A 19,335-nucleotide genomic window follows, 5' to 3' on the forward strand; every position below is an offset into this window, starting at 1 on the left:
TATTTTTAAGTTAATGATAATCACAGATAATAGATCTAACTTGTTTGAAAAAATAGCACCATATAACCAAGAACAAATTGAAAATTCGCTTATATGGTTGTCAAATAATTCACAATTTTTAAAAGGAGTTCAATATTTTCACCCTACTTGGTCAGAAAAGGAGATCGCTGATAAATTAAATTCTTGTACGAGCTGTGCAGATTTTCAGGTCAAATTTATTGAACCTATGATTAAAGATTTAATTAATAAGTCAATAGATCAACTGGTAGTTAATGGTCTGGAAACTATTGGGAAAGATGAAAATTATTTATGTATTTCTAACCATAGAGATATATTTTTAGATTCGGGCATTTTACAATATACGCTGTATCATAGTGGTTTTGATTTTACCGAAATCTCATTAGGAGATAACTTGATTGTTAATGATGTAATGGAGCGTGTTGCAAAACTTAATAATATGTTTACTGTTTTTAGAACAGGCACCAAACTTCAACTTTTGCAAAATGCAAAAAATTTATCAGCATATTTAAGACATGCCATAACAGAAAAGAAAGTTTCTTTATGGATTGCACAAGGTAATGGAAGAACGAAAGACGGAAATGATAAAACATTTCCGGGTCTAATTAATATGTTGATGATGAGTGGAGATACTGATTTAAAAAAATCGTTGAGAGCATTAAATATTGTAGTGTCGTCAATTTCATTTGAATACGAACCTTGTGCTCTCGAAAAAGTTGTGGAAATGCAAACTAGAGAAGAAACTGGTATATATAAGAAGAAAGAATACGAAAATATTTATAGTATTGTCAAAGGAATTGAAGAATACAAAGGTGATGTGAGTTTGCATTTAGAAAAACTAGATGTTGATAATATAGATTTTTCAGGAAATAGAAAGGAAACAATTAAGGCTATTGCTAATGAAATTGATAGGATTGTTTACAAAAATTATAAACTTTTTAAAACCAATTATATAGCTCACGACTTGTTGTTTAACACAAAAAGCTTTAAAAAACTCTATTCAAAAGAAGATAAAGCATCATTCAGAGAATATATAAGATCTAGTAGTGACGACAAGAGAATCCAACTTCGATTGCTAAAAATGTACGTGAATCCGATTGTAAACAAAAAATTGCTTTAAAAAGCCAAATTAGAAGTTCCACAAATGCTTGTAAAAGTTTATGGCAGCGCCGTTTTTGGTGTTGAAGCCACTACTATTACCGTAGAAGTAAATGTCGATAAAGGTATAGGCTATCATTTAGTTGGATTACCAGATAATGCGATTAAAGAAAGTAATTATAGAATTGCGGCTGCATTACAAAATAACGGATATAAAATTCCCGGTAAAAAAATCACCATCAACATGGCTCCCGCAGATCTACGTAAAGAAGGATCTGCCTATGATCTTACTTTGGCCATTGGAATACTACACGCATCTCATCAAATAAAAGGAGAAGCAATAGAAGATTATTTAATTATGGGAGAGCTTTCACTTGATGGAAGCTTGCAACTTATTAAAGGAGCCTTGCCAATTGCAATTAAAGCTCGAGAAGAAGGCTTTAAAGGCTTTATTTTACCAAAGCAAAATGTTAAAGAGGCGGCTATTGTAAATGACTTAGATGTTTATGGTGTTGAAACTATTAAAGAAGTAATAGACTTCTTTGAAGGAAATTCTCAATTACAACCTTTAACGATAGATACGCGAAAAGAGTTTTATGAGAATTTGGATAATCCCGAATTTGACTTTTCAGATGTAAAAGGACAAGAATCTATAAAGCGTTGTATGGAAATTGCTGCGGCGGGAGGACACAATATTATACTTATTGGACCACCTGGTTCTGGTAAAACCATGTTAGCAAAGCGACCACCAAGTATTTTACCACCGATGACCTTATATGAAGCACTTGAAACGACAAAGATTCATTCTGTAGTGGGACGGATTAAGGAAAATTCAGGATTAATGAGTTTGCGCCCGTTTCGCTCGCCACACCATACAATATCTGATGTGGCACTTGTGGGTGGAGGAGCCTATCCGCAACCCGGGGAAATATCATTATCTCATAACGGTGTTTTATTTCTTGATGAATTACCAGAATTTAAAAGAACAGTTTTGGAGGTGATGCGTCAGCCTTTAGAAGATCGAGAAGTAACAATCTCAAGGGCAAAGTTCACAGTAACATATCCGTCTTCATTTATGTTGGTTGCTAGTATGAATCCCAGCCCTAGTGGTTATTTTAATGATACCGACGGGCATGTGAATTCAAGTCCGGCCGAAATGCAACGTTATTTAAGTAAAATTTCAGGACCTTTACTAGACCGAATTGATATCCATATTGAAGTTCAACCAGTACCATTTGAGAAATTATCAGAAGAAAGAAAGGGAGAAGCAAGTAAAGAAATTCGAAAACGAGTTACAGAAGCTCGAGAGATTCAAATAGAACGTTTTAATAATGATGAAACTACGCATTACAATGCGCAAATGTCTGTAAAACAAATAAGAAAGCACTGTGCTTTGAATGAAGGTTCTAAGAATCTACTCAAAATTGCTATGGAGCAATTAAATCTTTCGGCGAGAGCATATGATCGTATTTTAAATAATAAATTATTTAATTATAAGTAGTATTAGTTCCTTTTACCACCGAATTTCTTTGTTAATCGCAAATTAAAAACTCAAGCAATTAATAATACCAGTCAAATAAGTTATTTCAATAGCTTGGGCCGGCTTTTTACCAAATGCAGGGATCTTGTGACGCAATACGTCTGTTCCTGTAATTGAGATTTTATAATATCTATTATTATTATCTTTAAATGATAAGGTTCCTAATGAATAAATTGGAATTTCTACACCTCTTCCATCCAAAGAAATCGATATCCAAACTTTTCTGTTACATAAATCCAATGCCGAAGATATTCCATCAAATGATCTTATAACACTTTTTGGTTCAGATTTATCTAATTGAAACAGGTTTAGCAAAATACTTTCTGTTCCCATCACATATTTTCGGTTAAAAGATAATCGATGATTCTCGTTTTTTTTAAAAGACACTTTTACATCAAACTGCCAAACAAATTCTTTATTTCCTAATTTGAGTATGTCATTATTCAATATTTCGACAATGATCGTGATTGTTTTACCTTCAAACAAATTCATTAATTCATCGCTCGCAAATCCATAACCTAAGCCCATAGTAGAAGAAAGCTTTTCTGGTTCATAAGGGAAGTTGTTCTCCTTATAATATTTTTCAACTTTAGATTTATCGATTTTTGGAGCCAGATTGCGAAGTTCAGGAAGGAATTTCTTAATTCCATCTGAATTAACAGTAATACTTAGTTGTGAAGGAATTAACTTATTTGGTAGTGGGAAAGATAATTTTGATATACTACTTTTTGTAAACTCCTGCAATTTGTTAACATCATTTGAGATTTCCTTTGAAGCCTCATCAGATTGTTTTTTCAGTTCTTCCAAAGATTTATTTGCATCATCTGATTTTAGCTTAAGTTCACTAATGACGGATTTGGTTTCATTTTCAATTTTAGTTGAAATTATTTTTTTTTGATTTTGGATTTCTTGAATGGTATTTTTGAACTCCTTATCAATTCCCTCAATACCTTTATTAATTGTAGAATCTACTTGTTCGATATTTGCTTTTATCTCACCGTGTTGAACAGAACTTTTTTTCCCAGAATAATGTCGAAATGTCCAAACCCCTAGGGTAACTAAAATACCACCGAAAAGTGCAATTCCAGCACCTAACTTTATCATAAAATCATTATCCATTGTCGAATTTTTTAACGTTATTTTCTAACTCATAGATTTCGCAAATCACGTAAATCAAATATATGAAAAATCAAATTCAAACTTATTCTTAATTTCAAGCTGATTTAATAAAAATAATCATGCGCTAAACCTTGGAAACGTGTTGGTTAGTGTAGCTTAACGTCTTTAATTTATGAAGGTATTAGAAATGAATCTAATACATTAAACTTCATAAATTATGATCAAATTAGTATTAGCAGGTTTAGTATTTTTGTTAATCATCGCCTCATTAAAACCTATTATTAAAGGTTTATTTTATCTCAAAAATTTTATTGCAGTTTTATTTGTCTTGTTATGCATTTTTATAACTGGATTCTTAATGCTGGTTATTAAGATTCTTAGAACTATCCATTCATTACTTTTTGTAAGAAAACAAGTAGTTCAAATTCATGGTGTAACATATAAAATTTCTAAGCCATGAAAAATGAAGATATTACTTTGAGAAGATTAATTGATAGTAAAATATGGCTACTTACATTGAGTATTTCTGGCACAACCAATATTCAGAAGCTAGCAGAATACAATGAGAAATTAGAATCATTGAGAAGATTAAAAATAAAACTACAGACCAGATGAGACAAGAAGGAAAAACAGCAAAGTATATTAGAGTATCGACACTCAATCAAAACACTGGTAGACAAAAAGAAAATACATCAGACCTTATTCTTTATGAAGATAAGGTTTCAGGATTAATTCCTTTTCATGAAAGACCAGCAGGCAAAAGATTAATTAAAGATGTTGAAGCAGGTAAAATCAATTGCGTACATATTCATTCAGTTGACCGTTTAGGTAGAAATGTTACTCAAATGCAGAAACAATTGAACTGGTTCATAGAAAGAAAAATTCAAATCTATGCAGAAAATATTGGAATGTATTTACTTAATGAAGATGGTACTATGAATGGAATAGCTAAAATGATAATTGACCTACTAGGTTCAGTTGCAGGATTAGAAATAGAAGCCATTAAAGAACGTCAGCGACAAGGTATAGCAATAGCCAAAGCAAAAGGAGTTTACAAGGGTAGAAAACTTGGTGCTACTATGAATGATGAAAAATACTTGAAGCGTCATAAGGATGTGGTATCACTATTAAAAGATGGTCTATCAATTAATAAAGTATCTAAACTTACAGGAAAGGCTTTTATCACGGTAAAAAGAGTAGAAGCAAAGCGATTATTAGTAGCTTAATTCTAAATGAAAGGCAATTGTTGATTGCCTTTTCTCCACCTTTAGCTTGGTTTCAGTTTTAGTTCAATTTAACTTTATGAGAGAGTATAATTAAAATTAGAAATTATGAGCAAAGAAGCTGAAAAATTACTTGACAAGAAAATCAAAACATTAACTGAACTAGGAAAAGAAACAAACCGCGAACTCATTAAAAACGGTAGAGTTATTTTCATCTATGAATGTTCTTTTGAAGATGAAAACAAGAAAATCACGAACAAAATTTTCAAGGTTAAATTAAAGGATAAAATCGTTCGGGTTATGAGAAGAAGTAAAGAATCAATCCTCTCTAAAAAATCTAAACCTAAGAAAGGAAGTAAACCATCAAAATAAACGATGAATCCGTAGTTTTTAAGGATGATAATTATGTTTTGATATAAGACTATTGAATTAGAATAAAAAGCCATTACATCTACTAATTTATATTAGTAGTTTTTTCTTCTATTTTTCTACGAAAAAACAGCTAAAAATCATTTTTTATAAAGCGTTAGAAATTAAGCCCTTTAATTGTAAGTCTAGTGTTAATGAGGGAAGACGCGATAAACAGTTAATAAAAAAATCATTTAAAAATGGCATCGAAAATACTAATCAATAAAAGACGAGTAGAGAAAAAAGCAAAAGCACTTTTAGGTGTCTATACTGCCAATCGCAAAGTAATTCCAGACTTAGGAACTTTTGTTAATGATTATTATAATATTACTCTGACGCAGAAAGGTAATCGGACTTGGAATAAGCAGACTATTGAAGTCTTGCAAACTCTTCATAGAGAAAAACTTTATGAAGAAGGAGTTAAACAAGTCTTACAGATTCCAATTCTAAAATAGTTTTCTATGTGAAGGCAGCCATCCAATTTGAGTCAAGCGATGGTTGCCGTTTTTTAAATGTGAATCCACGGATTCAAGAGACTTTTATCAAAAAGTTATATAAGTATATATCTCTATGAAAAAGATACTTAAAATCTACGAATTCACGCCCAATGACATTTCACAATTTATTTTTTTGAAAATCGTTTAATTGAAAATCTCCTAATCGTCGCCTAAGCGATCTATCCATTATAAAATTAGACTTTATGAAAATGTTCGATTGAGGATTAAATCAAAGTTTCTCATAAAGCATTAAAAAAGCAACAGAGTGGAACGAAGTTACACCTTCTATTCTCCTCTCTAATAATAACTATTAATAATACCTAATATAAAGGTTAAATGATAATCTGTACCAGTTAAATGATAATCTGTACCAGTTAAATGATAATCTGTACTTAGTTAAATGATAATCTGTACACAATTGAACAAATAGACTAATTATTTAAAACACTGAAAAAATGAATAAAACGAAATCACACTACTATATTTTTAATGGAGTGAGATATGAGAACATGAAAGATTGCATGCAGTCAATCGGGAATGGAAAAATGAAAAGACATCATTTCAAATTGATGCTCCAGTATAACATAGTACAAAAGGTACTAATTAATGAATCAGAATGCTCAACGGCAACTGAAAAAGCAAATAGCTATGTATCAAACTTTAGATTACAATAAAAAATTCGATGAAGAAGAGGAATGGAAAATGTCATATCTGTTCCAACATATATACGGTGAAGATGGCATAATTGATTCGGATAGGTATAAAGACGACATTCAAAAACTAACCAAACGAATAAGAAGAATTCAATCAAGAAAGAAAAAAGAGTTTAGCGATGAATTATTGACGAAACTAAGAAAAGAGCGTCAAGAGCTGTTCGATCAACACATATTTATTAGAGTACCATATAAAACAATTTTAGACCCTGAACTTTTCTTTAATGATTTGGCTGTTTACTTATCAATTTCAAGATTTGTAATTCTTGATTCAATCACGAAAGTTTCATCAAAGCAGATTACTAAAGCATGTGGAATTAAACAAGGTAATCAACCGCCAATAATAAAGAAGTTAGAGCAAAAAGGATTAATTGAAGTTCATAGAAGTCGTTATGAAAGTAGCTTCGGTGTATATGATTTAACCGAACGAGGAGATCATTATTTACCGTTAAGATTGGACTACTTGAATGGATTAAAATATGATGTCAAAAATTATATACGCCGTTTACGTGGAATTGTCCTATCAAATGGAAATAATGCAATTCCATCTTATTTAAACTGCAAGGAAAAATTTAACGGAAAACTAACTAGAGATGAGTACAAAAAGATTGTAAAAATTTATAATGAATACGTCAATGATGAGGATAATTACGATGCATTAAAAGAAGAATATTAAAACATATAATTCGTTTTTCATATTTCATTTTTTTAGTTAGACTTTGGTTTGAGAGTGGCTTTAATTAGCCACTCTTTTTTGTTTTACAAATCAATGATATCTACTTGGAAAATAAATATGTAAGAAGCGGAATCTAAATAAATAAAAAAGAAAATATGAAAGCAACATCACCAGAGAGTAGACGATACGAGGTATTATATATAGATGAAAAACAGAGAGAGCAACTGAATTTAGAAGCTCAATTAATTCTAGATAATATTTTAAAATTCCAGGAAAGCTACAAACTGAATATCAATAATGAAATTAATCCACAAGAAGTGGTTGGAATTTTAGAGAAAGGAGTGGAGCAAGAAGATCTACTTCTCATGAAGTACAAAGAAGATATTGAAAAAATGATCGAACAGTTTCCAAATCTCGAAAAAGCTAGGGTGCTTGATATGTTTGTAAAGGAGGCTGATAAAAAGATAACAAGCGGTCTAGAAGCTTTAAATTCTGAAATAATAAATAAGCTAAATAAAATAAACCAATACGGTAGAGGTAGTCTAATGCTTGAAAATTTCATCCTAAACGATGAGTTCTTAATGAACAGTAAGGTAACATCAAGGATTAGGAATGCTTGTACTACATATTGTCAAAATACAAGGCAATTGCTCTTGAAAGAGTTCGCAGAAAAGATAAGTGAAATTGTGAAGCTAGGGTTAAAAACAGAATTGATCTCGACCATGCATTATGAGCTGATGGCTAGTTCGGTCATCAACATTGATACAGGAGAGGTCAATTATGAAATGATAAAAAGATACTAAAGATGATTCCTCTCTATAAGAGGAATCAATTAATTAAAAACATTTATAGAACATGGCAGATTGCAATTCATTAATCACATCAGGTATCGGACTTGATTGCGATTCAATAACCGCCTCAGTAGGAGTCGATAAGGACCTAATTTTGGTAAATTATGCTGATTTTGATAAAGCGGCAACTTTATTATCATCAAACCGAGAGGCTGATGATACAAACAATAATCAAGGCGGATTAACCAATATTGAACTCAAAACTGGAGCAACTCAACATATATTCGAGGGAACAGATTACTCGGTTATTCCAAACGTAACAGCAGAAGTGAAAGAGGATGGAAATACATGGTACATTCATTCAATCGCTTTTACTGTTTATTCAAAAGATGCTAAAGATAGAAAGACATTAGAGGATTTAGGTAACTCTCGTGTGATAGCAATTGCTAGAGACAGATCGACAGGCTTGTATGAACTCTTCGGAATGGATCAAGGATTAAAGTTGAGCGGAGTTGAGCGTGCTTATGTAGGTGCACAAAACAGCAATTTCTACACCGTAACAATTGCAACGCCTGACATTGCTGTAATTAGAGAAAGTTCATTAGGAGAATTAGCAGTAGCAATTAATACAGCAGTTTAGATCAAGAAAAAATGAAGGTAAGGCTAGAGAAGAAAGAAAGAAGATTCACGATGAGTTTAGAAGAGGCTTGCAGTCATTTAAGTATGAATAAGCATTTGGTAAAAAGTGCTGTGGACAATGAGCGTATTCTGTTGAGAGGCTATTCAGTTCATTCAGTCAGAGAAAAAGCGGAAGAAATCATACGAAAATAGCCACCTTTTGATATAGAGGGTCGTATAAGGCAGGAAGGGAGAGGAGTTCCTATTTTCTCTCTCTTTATTTTTTAATCAAATGTTTCTCAAAAGGGTACAAATAAAAACATTAAGAGAGAGGATTTTACGGCGTTCCCCTTTGCAAAACCGCTGGAAACCAAATTGAATTTCTCTATGTTCTTCATCGAGTGATATAGAGACATTCAATAAGAAAAATTCGGTAATTAAAGATAAAATTTATGAGAGTAAAAGGAAAACGAGGTAGACCTCGCAAAGGGACTGTAGAAGAAGAAATAAATAAAAAACTTAGGAAGCAGTTGGAGAAGTATTTCAACTCAGAAGACTATATACATGACATGAGTTTACCCGATTCTAACCAACGTTTAAAGACACATCTAAGATTGAGACGTGAATTACAAAAAAGAACAGGGACGGATTCTGTCAGAGTACACAAGGATAAACCGACATCAGGTGATTTGGATAGTATAATATTCAAGATTGACGGGAAGTATTATAAAAACCTCTCAACTAGAGAGGAAATTTCGGAAGAGGATGTAATTAAAAATGACTTGACCGTAATAAGTTTTGTTAAGTAAGATAATACCTAATCAAACATTTAGGGTACTAAAACGTATAAACTTGAAATCCGTATTGTCAAAGGGATTATAAAGAATATTTCTTCTTCATTCAGCTAAAGATTTAAGGTAAACCTTAAACGTTGGTGCCAAAGTGGTAGGTTAGGAGAGAGGTTGTAATGACATTATCTTTTTTCCTCCTCCTTTTCCTATCAAACAGACCCCTTACGGACAGTTGATCTGACATGATATTTAATATTATATATAAGTCTTCCTAGGTCATCCTCGTACTCACAGGAATAATCAGTAAAATATAACTATATGAAGGTATTTAGTAATAACGGTAAAGCTTATAACTCCACAATAGAGGCTGTAAGGGCCTTATTCAATGAGGGCAAGAAAAGAGATCGAGCAATCTCGATAGCTTTAGCCAAGCAAATAAAAAAACAGGATAGGATGGAGAAATTGAAAGGAAAAATCAAACGTCCAATTCCACCGAAACCAAAGAAAGATAAGGTTGAATATTCAGAAGACACACAAGAGAAATTCTTCAATACCATATCTCTAGACTGGGTTGAGGAGCAAAAGAAACGTTTTAAACAAAAAAAAACAACTGATGGTAACTACATAAGCTTCGTCATGAAGAACTATCAGAAAAGGAATATGTTGAAATGTGCACAGACAGGTGAATTACTCCCTAAAGAGGAGTTTGAAGTCGATCTGGACATGCCAATGCGTGGCTTTAGATCGCCTGTAGCAACAAAGAATAAGTAAAATCATTTGTTCATAATAAATAGTTAGTTTGAAGGGACTACGATTAATTTCGTAGTCCCTTTTTTTTGCAATTTTCTCAGGAGTTTTTCGTTAAAGAGTTATGGTAATCATGCATCGGTTATCTGTTAATCCAAAAACTTTTTACTGTAAACCTGAAATAGGAAGAATCGATCTTGTTTTTCTATTTCATCGCGTTATGATAGTCACGTGTATTTAAGTATTATCAGGTCTAACTATTTTATATTGTTATATGATTTTAAATAGTAAAATCAAGAATCACATTCTTTTTAAGGGTTTTGAAAGTGTCAAAATTAGTGATAAGCCTGAAAAAATTGAGGTTTTCAAATGTCCACATTGTAAGACAATGTATAAAACTAAGAAGACTATAATAAGCCACATAGGCTATTGTCCTCGTAATCCAAAGTTTTATTCAGACGCTATAGAGTGGGGTATTGATTCAAAAGGAAGAGTATTTGAAAAGAGAAAGGAGCTTTGTAATGATCCAAATGAAGAGGTCATAGCATTATTTGTAGATGGAAAATTTTCTCAAGTTCTTGAAATTAATGGAGAAGTTCCAGATTTCATAAAGTACCCAAGAGAATTTGATTTTGAATTTAAGAAAGTCAATTGAATAATTCAGAGTTGATTTAAGGGTAGCATTAATTTGTTACCCTTTCTTATTTGAAAAACCATTCATAGATGAAGTAAACAATAACTCCAATCACGATATAAACTAAACCTAATATAAAAGTCCCTTTATATTTTTCTGTATAGTTATCGAAGTAGTCGTTATATCGTTTATCTTTTTTACGCACCATTTTTCATATTAGAATTTACTCGACTTGCTCTAAAATAAGTTAAATTTGATTCAAAGCAAATTTTAATTGTAGCAACTTGAAACTATGTTAAAAACTGTTGAGGATTTACTGGTTAAATTACAATTTAAAGGGATTAAAGAAATTGAACATTTTAAGGATATACCTCACAACCCAACAATTGGGGATATGTATGAGGGTTTAACTCAAGAATTATTGAAAAATGCCCTATTCGACGGATTAAACCTACATGTATCTAAAGGCTTTGTTCAAGATATTAATGGCATATTTAGTAATGAGATTGACCGTATGCTGACAATCGGAGAAGGGAAGCAAATTCCAAGGACTGATAAATTTATTCATAAGATTGAAAATGTTATAATGATCATAGAAGTTAAGAAAACTCTTAACCCACAAAAGATTAAAGATGCTTTTGATAATCATATTTCTGCAATAAACTTAGTTTACGATGAATTTAAAAAACCAATAGGTAAATATGATAACTTTCGGGCAAGTATTTTAAAAGACTCATTTCGCGCTATTACAGGCATAAAAGACCCTGTTCTAGAAGGTAGTGAATTAAATAATTTGAATCTTTTAAACACCTACTTATATAGTGACACCTTGCTACCACTTCGAGTTATCTATAGTTATGGTGGATATAAAACTATTGAAGGATTAAGAAATGCGATTCGGAATTATTCTGCTAATTCAAAGATACACCCATTAGATTTACCATCGTATTTTCCAAGCCTTATTATATGTGGGGATATGTCTATTGTTAAATACAATGGACAACCTTTTGCTGAAACATTCGATCCCAATATTCATTATTGGACTTTAGCAATCTCTCAAAAAGGAAATTCAATTTATAATTTTTTAAATATTATTTGGTATCACTTATGTAAGAGATTTAATAAAAGATTTGATTTACTATCAGATGGTCGAAGTTACACATATCATAAGTTTCTTTCGGTAGGAGTTACAGAGGTTGAAGGGAAAAAAATACCAGGTTTTTATTTTCATGAATATGATAAGGATGAGGTAGAAGAAATTAGTATCAAAATTCCATTGGTATCAAAAAAAATTAAACCTTCAACATTTGTCATAGTGTCCAACATGATCGCTTCCAAAAAAGAATTTATTGAAGTGCCAAGCGAGAATGATTTTATCACTTCTTTAAGGAAAGAAGTTGAAAATTATAAATTATTCATAACTGGTTTATTTCCTAATTGGAGTAGTCATTTTACAAATGAAGATCGCAATTTTGTCAATATTATCAACAGTCTAAAAGAGACAAATTTAGTTACTTATAGGAATAATCGGATTGAGCTATTAACTCCCTTTACTAGTGTTGTTCATGATGAAACAGGTATGTATATTGGGGATAATAGGGAAGGGAAATTAATAAGTTGGTCAAATAAGAATACAAATTGGTTAATGCAAAATCATTTATTTAATGAAGCTACTAAGTCGATTGGAGGCAGATTAATCAATCAAACTGGTATTCATGTTAATTTTAAAGAAAACTGCTATGAATACTTAGATCACTATATTAAAAGTAAAAAGTTTATTAGACCATTTAACGGCGTTATTATAGATTTTATAGATTCATCTAACTTAAATGTAATTTTAAAAAAGGAGGAAGAAAAGTATTTTATAGGAATAACTAAGGGTGTTATGAATGTTCTGGCAGATCTATTTAATAGAATGCTTTCTCACCCAAAATTATTCCTTGATATTGGAGATCCAAATAAGGAAGTCGCAAATGGCTGGAAAAAAGAAAACTACTTTTTAGAAATAAAAGAGTTACTCAATTTGAATGATGAAGAAGCTCTAAATAAAAACAAACCAATAGATAATACAAGATATTATTATTCCTTAAATCTACTCCGCCATGCAATGGGTTTCTTATTTAATAAAAGTTTCTCTCATATTATTTTTGGGCATGTGGATTTTTTGAAGGATTCTATCGGTATTGATTCTTTTGATGAGGCAACTTCGTATATAAATGAAAATATTTCAGAAATTGACTTGAAAACGCTTGAATTTGACGCTCATTGTACCGCTATCGCCAGATATTTTAAATACATGATTGGTTATATAAAGAATCCTAGCCTTGTCCATAAAAGTTATCGTAAGTTTTATGAAGATAAGTATCAGGTTCTTTGTGATATGCTAATAGGAGCCATGAGCTCTATTTGGATTTTAGAAATTGATGGATTTGATTTTTTAAGAAACGAAAAGAAAACTTATACTAATCAAACATTCAGGCAAAAACAGTATTATCTTACTTTAATCGAGGTGATTAAGAATAATCATTCTGAATATTTTGATCTACAAACTGTGATTGAAAGATTAAGTAAAACCATTCATGTATTTGATGCTTATATTTCATTTTTGACTGATACAACAATTGAAAGTAAAAATTTTGCTTCTTCATTTAAAAAAGAAGATTTGGAGGGATTAAGTTTGATTGATAATTGGAAAAATTACCTTAGAAATAAGTTATTAGATTATTCATATTCTGATTTAGCTCCGTAGATTTCCTAATTATGATAAAAGATTATAAACCTATTACTATTTCTTATTATAAAATGAAGTTTTATTCCGATTATATAAAAATAACTCGGTACCTCTTTTCAATGTTATTACAGCTTTTGCCCATCCCTTTATCTTTACAACAGCGATTTCATCTTTAATTTCAATCCACTCTATTTTTTTTAATAGTTGTTTTTTGAATACACTTAGATTATCGCTATAGTGAAATATCTCTCCTTTTAAAGCTGTTTCAGTAGCTCTGATAGATTCTTTTAAAATATTTATATCCGAAGTTAGCTTTTCTATTTTCCTCTGAAATTTCCTTTCAAATTCATCATATTTCTTTTCATCTGTTGTACCTGCCAATAATCTTTCATAATTTTTATCAGACTTAAGTTTAGTTGAACGAATCTCTCTTTCATATACCGATATGTTTGCATAATCCCCTTTAATCCTATCTTTTAGTTGACCTCTGACAACTTCATCCTGAGTTAATTTAGCATTCTCCTCAACTATCTTTTTTACTTCTTTTATCAAGTATGGGCGATTAACCGATTTTACACCGCATTTATTTGCGCATCTATACAAGTTAATATTTTTTGATTTAAGCACTATCTGATTCATTGTTGCACCACATTGACACTTAATAAATGAAGCAAAAGGATTTACATTTGTTCCAACCCCTCCAACAAATCTTTTTCTTTTATTTATAAATTCTTGCGCCTGATTAAATGTTTCTTCACTCACAATTGCCGGCACTTCAATAATCAAATCATTGTACTTCCTTTTTCCACAATAGAATGAATTTCTAACTATTGAATGAACTGAAGCAGTTTTCCACTCTTTTGTATCAAAATTTTCGTTCAAATAATTAGCAATGGTTCTTATACCTTCACCATTGAGAAGCATTTCAAACATTTTTCTGACTAATACAGCTTGTTCTTCATTAATAATTGGTTTTCCATCTTCTCCTTTGTCATAGCCATATATTTTTTGGTTGAAGCCACCACCTTTTGAAGCTGAAAATTGTTTCCCTGATTTTATTCTGTATGAAAGTGTTTTAGACTCTTCTTCAGCCAAATTAGATAGTATTCCAGTAAGTAATTTAACTACAGGAGTTTCAGTTCCGTCAGGCTTTAAAGTTGATAAACCCTCCTTTTGAATGTGAATGGAAATTCCTTTTTGAGTACAATCATATATAAAATTAACAACGTCATTATTTCTCCGGGATAATCGACTCAGTTCAGAAACCATAATGTGTTTGATCTTTTTCTTTTCGATATAATCAAGCATATTATTGAATTCCATCCTTTCATCAAGACCTTTTTGAAAACCTGAAATTTTCTCGGCAAACGTTTTTACAATTCTAAGTTGCAGATACTCTGCCCATCGATTTAAATCATCTAACTGCCTTTCATAAGACTGTGTTTCATCCGTTGACGAAACCCTTGCGTAAACCACCGCCTTCATATAAATTTGTTTTCATAAAGATAATGAATATTGAACTACTTATAATTAAATTGTATAATTAAAGTAGCACGAACTATAGCCGATTTAGACAGTGCATGCAATATTGAATCAAGTCATATTTCTGAAGCAATTCAATATAGAAGCCTAGATCGTGAAGGTTGGTTAAATTAATTTAACGCTTTGATTATCATTAACTAATTTCAATGAATAAGTATTTTTTGTTACTTTTGAGTACCCCTATAATTAACTTTTAAGATGAAATCCTTAATTAGAATACTATTTCTAGCTTCGTTTATTGTTTCTTTTAGTCAATCAAAGAGCAGTATTTCGTTACTTACTAAAACAGAATGGATTAATAAGAATCTAGATTATTTAAAGTTTCAGAGTGATACTGTAGTTTATAATCTTGGAGGGAAAAAACATGCCATGTTTTATGATCTTGGAACTAAGACGATTACATTTAAAGAAAAGTATATGGTTGGGGGTACAGAATCCAGAGAGGAAAAAATAACATTTAAAATAAAATCTTTATCAAAAGATAAGTTAGTTATTTATCCCTTAGATGAAAAGTTAGATCTCGATCAAGAGATACATTACAAACTAGATTATGCTCCTTTTTTTAAAAGAAAAGAGTTTGTTTTTTACAATCGTAAAGACCAAATGAATTATGTAGATTATAAGAAGATCACTTTTCATGGATCTACATGTTTTGGCACATGCCCTTCGTTTTCATTAGAGATAAATCGAGGTGGTAACGTTTTTTATCAAGGTAGAATATATACAAAAGAATTTACAGGAGACTTTAAAGGTTTTTTAGAAAAAGATGAACGCATAGAATTGCATAGGATACTAAATCGAAGCCTTATTCTTGCTGTTAATGAAAATTGGGAGCAACAGTCACAACCCACAGACACACCTAGATATAACTACATTATTGAACTTAGAAATGGTAAAATAATAGAAATTAACACCAATGATCAACATCCTGTATTAGAGAAACTTTCTAACTATTTGGTTCATATTACAGAAAAACTTAAGCTTCAAGAAGATAACCAGAAGCATATTTTTGTGAAACCATCAGTGCATGCGATACAGATTGTAGCCAGAGATGAAGATTAATATTTTTTGTTATTAAAGGGAGATTCTCTAATTTGTCACGTGAACTATAAAAGTTACTTCGTGAAAAAAATCTTAATGATATCCCTTATTGTCTTAATAGGGTGTAATACTTCAGAAAAAAAAGAAGACAAGAGTGTAGTATCTAGCACTAAACTACTAGTGGAAACTCCAGTGTTAAATGTTGTTGAAGCGAATCGATTGGCTCAATTACCATTACACTGTATTAATACGGAATATCCTAATAAACTAAATCAAACTATTGGAGGAAGTGAAGATTTATTACCACCTAAAAAACTGCATCCAACTTTCTATGGATGTTTTGACTGGCACTCTGCAGTTCATGGTCATTGGAGCTTAGTTTCATTACTAAAACAATTTCCAAACCTAGAAAATGCAAAGACAATTAGAGAAAAATTGCTCAATAATATTTCTAAAGACAAGATTGTACAAGAAGTAGCCTATTTTCATGGTAAACATAATAAATCTTATGAACGCACATATGGTTGGGCTTGGCTATTAAAATTGGCAGAAGAACTACATACTTGGAATGATCCCTTAGCTAAAGAGTTGGAAAAGAATCTTCAACCACTAACAGATCTGATTGTTGAAAAATATCTTGAGTTTTTACCAAAACTAAATTATCCGATTAGAGTAGGTGAACACCCGAATACAGCGTTCGGACTTTCCTTTGCCTATGATTACGCAATTACATTGGGTAATCAAGAATTAAAAAACAGTATTGAACAGAGAGCAAAAGATTTTTATCTTAATGATGAAGGTTGTCCGATAAACTGGGAGCCAAGTGGATTTGATTTTTTATCACCATGTCTTGAAGAAGCTGCTATAATGAAAAGAATTCTGAGTAAAGAAGAATTTGGTAATTGGTTGACTAAATTTTTACCACAGTTGAAAGATGAAAATTTCAATTTAGAAACAGGAAAGGTGTCAGATAGAACAGATGGTAAGCTTGTTCATTTAGATGGTGTAAATTTTTCAAGAGCATGGAGCTTAAATGAAATAGCTAAAGGTTTACCCGAGTTAAAACATCTTAAGAATGTGGCTAACGAACATATAAATTATTCATTACCTAATATTGTAGGTGATAGCTATGAGGGAGGACATTGGTTAGGAAGTTTTGCCATTTACGCTTTAAATTCAACTACCAATGATTAAAAAATTCTTTAAAAATATTGGTCCAGGTCCTTTAGTCGCAGCTGCATTTATCGGCCCGGGTACAGTAACCTTATGCACTCTCGCTGGTGTTAATTTTGGTCACGCACTACTATGGGCAATGGTATTATCTGTAATTGCCACTATTGTTTTACAAGAAATGTCTGCACGATTGGGGATCATTGCTCAAAAAGGACTTTCAGAAATTATTAGAAAAGAGATTAAACACCCAATTTTAAGAGGACTTTCTGTACTACTAATTCTTTCTGCAATAGTGATTGGAAATGCAGCATATGAAGCTGGTAACATTAGTGGTGGAGTACTCGGTTTAGAAACTGTTTTTGGACATTATACTTTAGAATTAGGAGTGCTCTCTATTAATTATATTAGCCTTTTAATAGGTCTTATTGCCTTCATATTACTATACATAGGTAACTATAAAGTACTCGAAAAAGCAATGGTTTCTCTGGTAATTTTAATGAGTATTGCCTTCATAATTACTGCCATATTAACTAAACCAGATATTTCATCGGTTTTTAAAGGGCTTTTGGTACCCTCTTTTCCTAAGGATAGTATTCTTACCATTATTGGTTTAATAGGCACAACAGTTGTTCCGTATAACTTGTTTCTCCATGCCTCATTGGTAAAAGAGAAATGGAAAGATAAAAGTGATTTGCATTTGGCAAGAAAAGATACAATTTTGGCCGTTGTACTTGGAGGTATGGTTTCTATGGCTATTATTATTTCGGCCGCTGCAATACAATCTACCACGGTAAGTAATGCTGCTGATCTGGCGAAAGGTTTAGAACCTCTTTTTGGTAATTTCGCAAAATACTTTTTATCAATAGGGTTATTCGCGGCTGGTATAACAAGTGCAATTACAGCTCCTTTAGCCGCCGCCTATGTTGCTAAAGGGTGCTTAGGCTGGGAAGCCGGGTTAAAATCAAAAAAAATTAGAGCAGTTTGGATGTTTATTTTAATCTTGGGAGTGCTATTCTCTTCAACAGGATTTAAATCAATTGAGGTAATCAAATTTGCGCAAGTAGCAAACGGGATTTTACTACCGGTTATTGCCGGATTTTTACTTTGGATTATGAATAAAGAATCTGTTTTAGGAAGTCATAAAAATAATTTGAGACAAAATATTATTGGTCTAATTATTTTAGGAATAGCAATATTTTTAGGGTTAAAGAGTGTTTTTAAAGTATTCAACTTATTCTAATGCAGCTTATAGACATTAATTGTGACTTAGGAGAAGGCTTAAACAATGAATCAGATTTAATGCCTTATATATCTTCCTGTTCCATAGCTTGTGGTGGACATGCAGGAAGTAAACGGACTGTAAGAAAAGTAGTAGATATGGCTTTAGCACACCAAGTAAAGATAGGTGCGCATCCATCATTTCCAGACATGGCTAATTTTGGCAGAATACGCCTAGAAATGCCATTAAAAAAGCTTCAAGAATGTATCGAAGAACAAATTCAATTGGTTCTTACCGTATGCCAAGAAAAGAATACAGATTTAAACCATGTTAAGGCGCATGGAGCCTTGTATAATATTGCGGCAATTGATGATTCGCATGCCGAGGCCATAATTAAAGCTGTAAAAAATACTGCCCCCAATGCATCAATTTATGTTCCTTATAATTCAGTAATCCAAAAAATGGCAAGCACGAATGGACTAAAATTTAAAGTAGAAGCTTTTGCTGATAGAAATTATAATGCTGATTTAACATTGGTATCTAGAAAATTAGAAAATGCTGTTATTACCGATAAAGAAAAATTAACAAGTCATTTGTTAAAAATGATCTTAGAAAAAAGAGTAAAGACGCTAGAAGGGGGAGAAGTAACACTTGAGGCAGAAACATATTGTTTTCATGGTGATAATCCAATGGCCATCAATCTACTGAAATACGCGGTAAAAGAACTTCAAAATAAAGGAATAAAAATAGCCTAAA

General features: G+C 31.5%; 17 protein-coding genes and 2 pseudogenes. 17 read left to right on the forward strand and 2 right to left on the reverse strand.

Translation table 11 applies throughout. The annotated features are described in order from the left end of the window. Positions 1-13: 13 nt before the first annotated feature. Positions 14-1,138 carry a 1-acyl-sn-glycerol-3-phosphate acyltransferase gene (locus tag AC1EUU_RS02250; protein ID WP_480199754.1) on the forward strand — a complete coding sequence of 375 codons (1,125 nt, stop codon included), beginning with the start codon at positions 14-16 and terminating at the stop codon, positions 1,136-1,138. 24 nt (positions 1,139-1,162) lie between these two features. Further along, positions 1,163-2,590: pseudogene (locus tag AC1EUU_RS02255) on the forward strand (YifB family Mg chelatase-like AAA ATPase); the annotation flags it as partial. A 69-nt stretch (positions 2,591-2,659) separates the two neighbouring features. On the opposite strand, the gene AC1EUU_RS02260 reads toward AC1EUU_RS02255, so the two are convergent. Further along, on the reverse strand, positions 2,660-3,775 hold the full coding sequence (locus AC1EUU_RS02260; protein ID WP_480199755.1) for a hypothetical protein: 1,116 nt from the start codon (positions 3,773-3,775) through the stop codon (positions 2,660-2,662). Positions 3,776-4,386: 611 nt separating this feature from the next. Between AC1EUU_RS02260 and AC1EUU_RS02265 the strand changes: the two genes are divergently transcribed. The 10 genes from AC1EUU_RS02265 to AC1EUU_RS02310 all read left to right on the forward strand — a co-directional run bounded on the left by AC1EUU_RS02265 (position 4,387) and on the right by AC1EUU_RS02310 (position 13,622). After that, complete coding sequence (locus tag AC1EUU_RS02265; protein ID WP_480199756.1) at positions 4,387-5,001, forward strand: recombinase family protein; 615 nt, start codon at positions 4,387-4,389, stop codon at positions 4,999-5,001. A gap of 105 nt (positions 5,002-5,106) precedes the next feature. Continuing rightward, positions 5,107-5,370, forward strand: coding sequence for a hypothetical protein (locus tag AC1EUU_RS02270; RefSeq protein ID WP_480199757.1), 264 nt, complete (start codon positions 5,107-5,109; stop codon positions 5,368-5,370). A 236-nt stretch (positions 5,371-5,606) separates the two neighbouring features. Then, positions 5,607-5,861, forward strand: a complete 255-nt coding sequence (locus AC1EUU_RS02275; RefSeq protein ID WP_480199758.1) for a hypothetical protein — start codon at positions 5,607-5,609, stop codon at positions 5,859-5,861. Positions 5,862-6,509: 648 nt separating this feature from the next. Further along, the gene (locus AC1EUU_RS02280) at positions 6,510-7,292 is read left to right on the forward strand and encodes a hypothetical protein (protein WP_480199759.1); all 783 of its coding nucleotides are present in this window, start codon (positions 6,510-6,512) and stop codon (positions 7,290-7,292) included. A 155-nt stretch (positions 7,293-7,447) separates the two neighbouring features. Next, the gene (locus tag AC1EUU_RS02285) at positions 7,448-8,095 is read left to right on the forward strand and encodes a hypothetical protein (protein ID WP_480199760.1); all 648 of its coding nucleotides are present in this window, start codon (positions 7,448-7,450) and stop codon (positions 8,093-8,095) included. 52 nt (positions 8,096-8,147) lie between these two features. Then, on the forward strand, positions 8,148-8,723 hold the full coding sequence (locus tag AC1EUU_RS02290; protein WP_480199761.1) for a hypothetical protein: 576 nt from the start codon (positions 8,148-8,150) through the stop codon (positions 8,721-8,723). Positions 8,724-9,153: 430 nt separating this feature from the next. Beyond that, on the forward strand, positions 9,154-9,510 hold the full coding sequence (locus AC1EUU_RS02295) for a hypothetical protein (protein ID WP_480199762.1): 357 nt from the start codon (positions 9,154-9,156) through the stop codon (positions 9,508-9,510). Between the two features lie 435 nt (positions 9,511-9,945). Then, positions 9,946-10,263, forward strand: a complete 318-nt coding sequence (locus AC1EUU_RS02300; RefSeq protein WP_480199763.1) for a hypothetical protein — start codon at positions 9,946-9,948, stop codon at positions 10,261-10,263. A gap of 250 nt (positions 10,264-10,513) precedes the next feature. Beyond that, positions 10,514-10,894, forward strand: coding sequence for a hypothetical protein (locus AC1EUU_RS02305; protein WP_480199764.1), 381 nt, complete (start codon positions 10,514-10,516; stop codon positions 10,892-10,894). A 271-nt stretch (positions 10,895-11,165) separates the two neighbouring features. Continuing rightward, positions 11,166-13,622 carry a DUF6602 domain-containing protein gene (locus AC1EUU_RS02310; RefSeq protein ID WP_480199765.1) on the forward strand — a complete coding sequence of 819 codons (2,457 nt, stop codon included), beginning with the start codon at positions 11,166-11,168 and terminating at the stop codon, positions 13,620-13,622. A gap of 36 nt (positions 13,623-13,658) precedes the next feature. Here the strand turns inward: AC1EUU_RS02310 and AC1EUU_RS02315 are convergent, their stop codons facing one another. Beyond that, a complete protein-coding gene (locus AC1EUU_RS02315; RefSeq protein WP_480199766.1) occupies positions 13,659-15,089 on the reverse strand; it encodes a recombinase family protein in 1,431 nt (476 codons plus the stop codon). Positions 15,090-15,143: 54 nt separating this feature from the next. Between AC1EUU_RS02315 and AC1EUU_RS02320 the strand changes: the two are divergent. From AC1EUU_RS02320 to pxpA, 5 genes and pseudogenes are all read left to right on the forward strand, one after another. Beyond that, a pseudogene (locus AC1EUU_RS02320) lies at positions 15,144-15,260 on the forward strand (magnesium chelatase subunit ChlI family protein); the annotation flags it as partial. A gap of 84 nt (positions 15,261-15,344) precedes the next feature. Beyond that, positions 15,345-16,208, forward strand: coding sequence for a DUF6438 domain-containing protein (locus AC1EUU_RS02325; RefSeq protein WP_480199767.1), 864 nt, complete (start codon positions 15,345-15,347; stop codon positions 16,206-16,208). Positions 16,209-16,283: 75 nt separating this feature from the next. After that, entirely contained in the window at positions 16,284-17,381 is a 1,098-nt protein-coding gene (locus AC1EUU_RS02330; protein ID WP_480200752.1) for a DUF2891 domain-containing protein, read from the forward strand. Next, the gene (locus AC1EUU_RS02335) at positions 17,374-18,600 is read left to right on the forward strand and encodes an Nramp family divalent metal transporter (RefSeq protein WP_480199768.1); all 1,227 of its coding nucleotides are present in this window, start codon (positions 17,374-17,376) and stop codon (positions 18,598-18,600) included. The genes AC1EUU_RS02330 and AC1EUU_RS02335 overlap by 8 nt, the downstream gene beginning before the upstream one ends. Further along, on the forward strand, positions 18,600-19,334 hold the full coding sequence (gene pxpA, locus AC1EUU_RS02340) for a 5-oxoprolinase subunit PxpA (RefSeq protein WP_480199769.1): 735 nt from the start codon (positions 18,600-18,602) through the stop codon (positions 19,332-19,334). Before AC1EUU_RS02335 ends, pxpA begins: the two co-directional genes overlap by 1 nt. Position 19,335: the final 1 nt, after the last annotated feature.

Source organism: Maritimimonas sp. 2205BS37-2 (assembly GCF_056591755.1).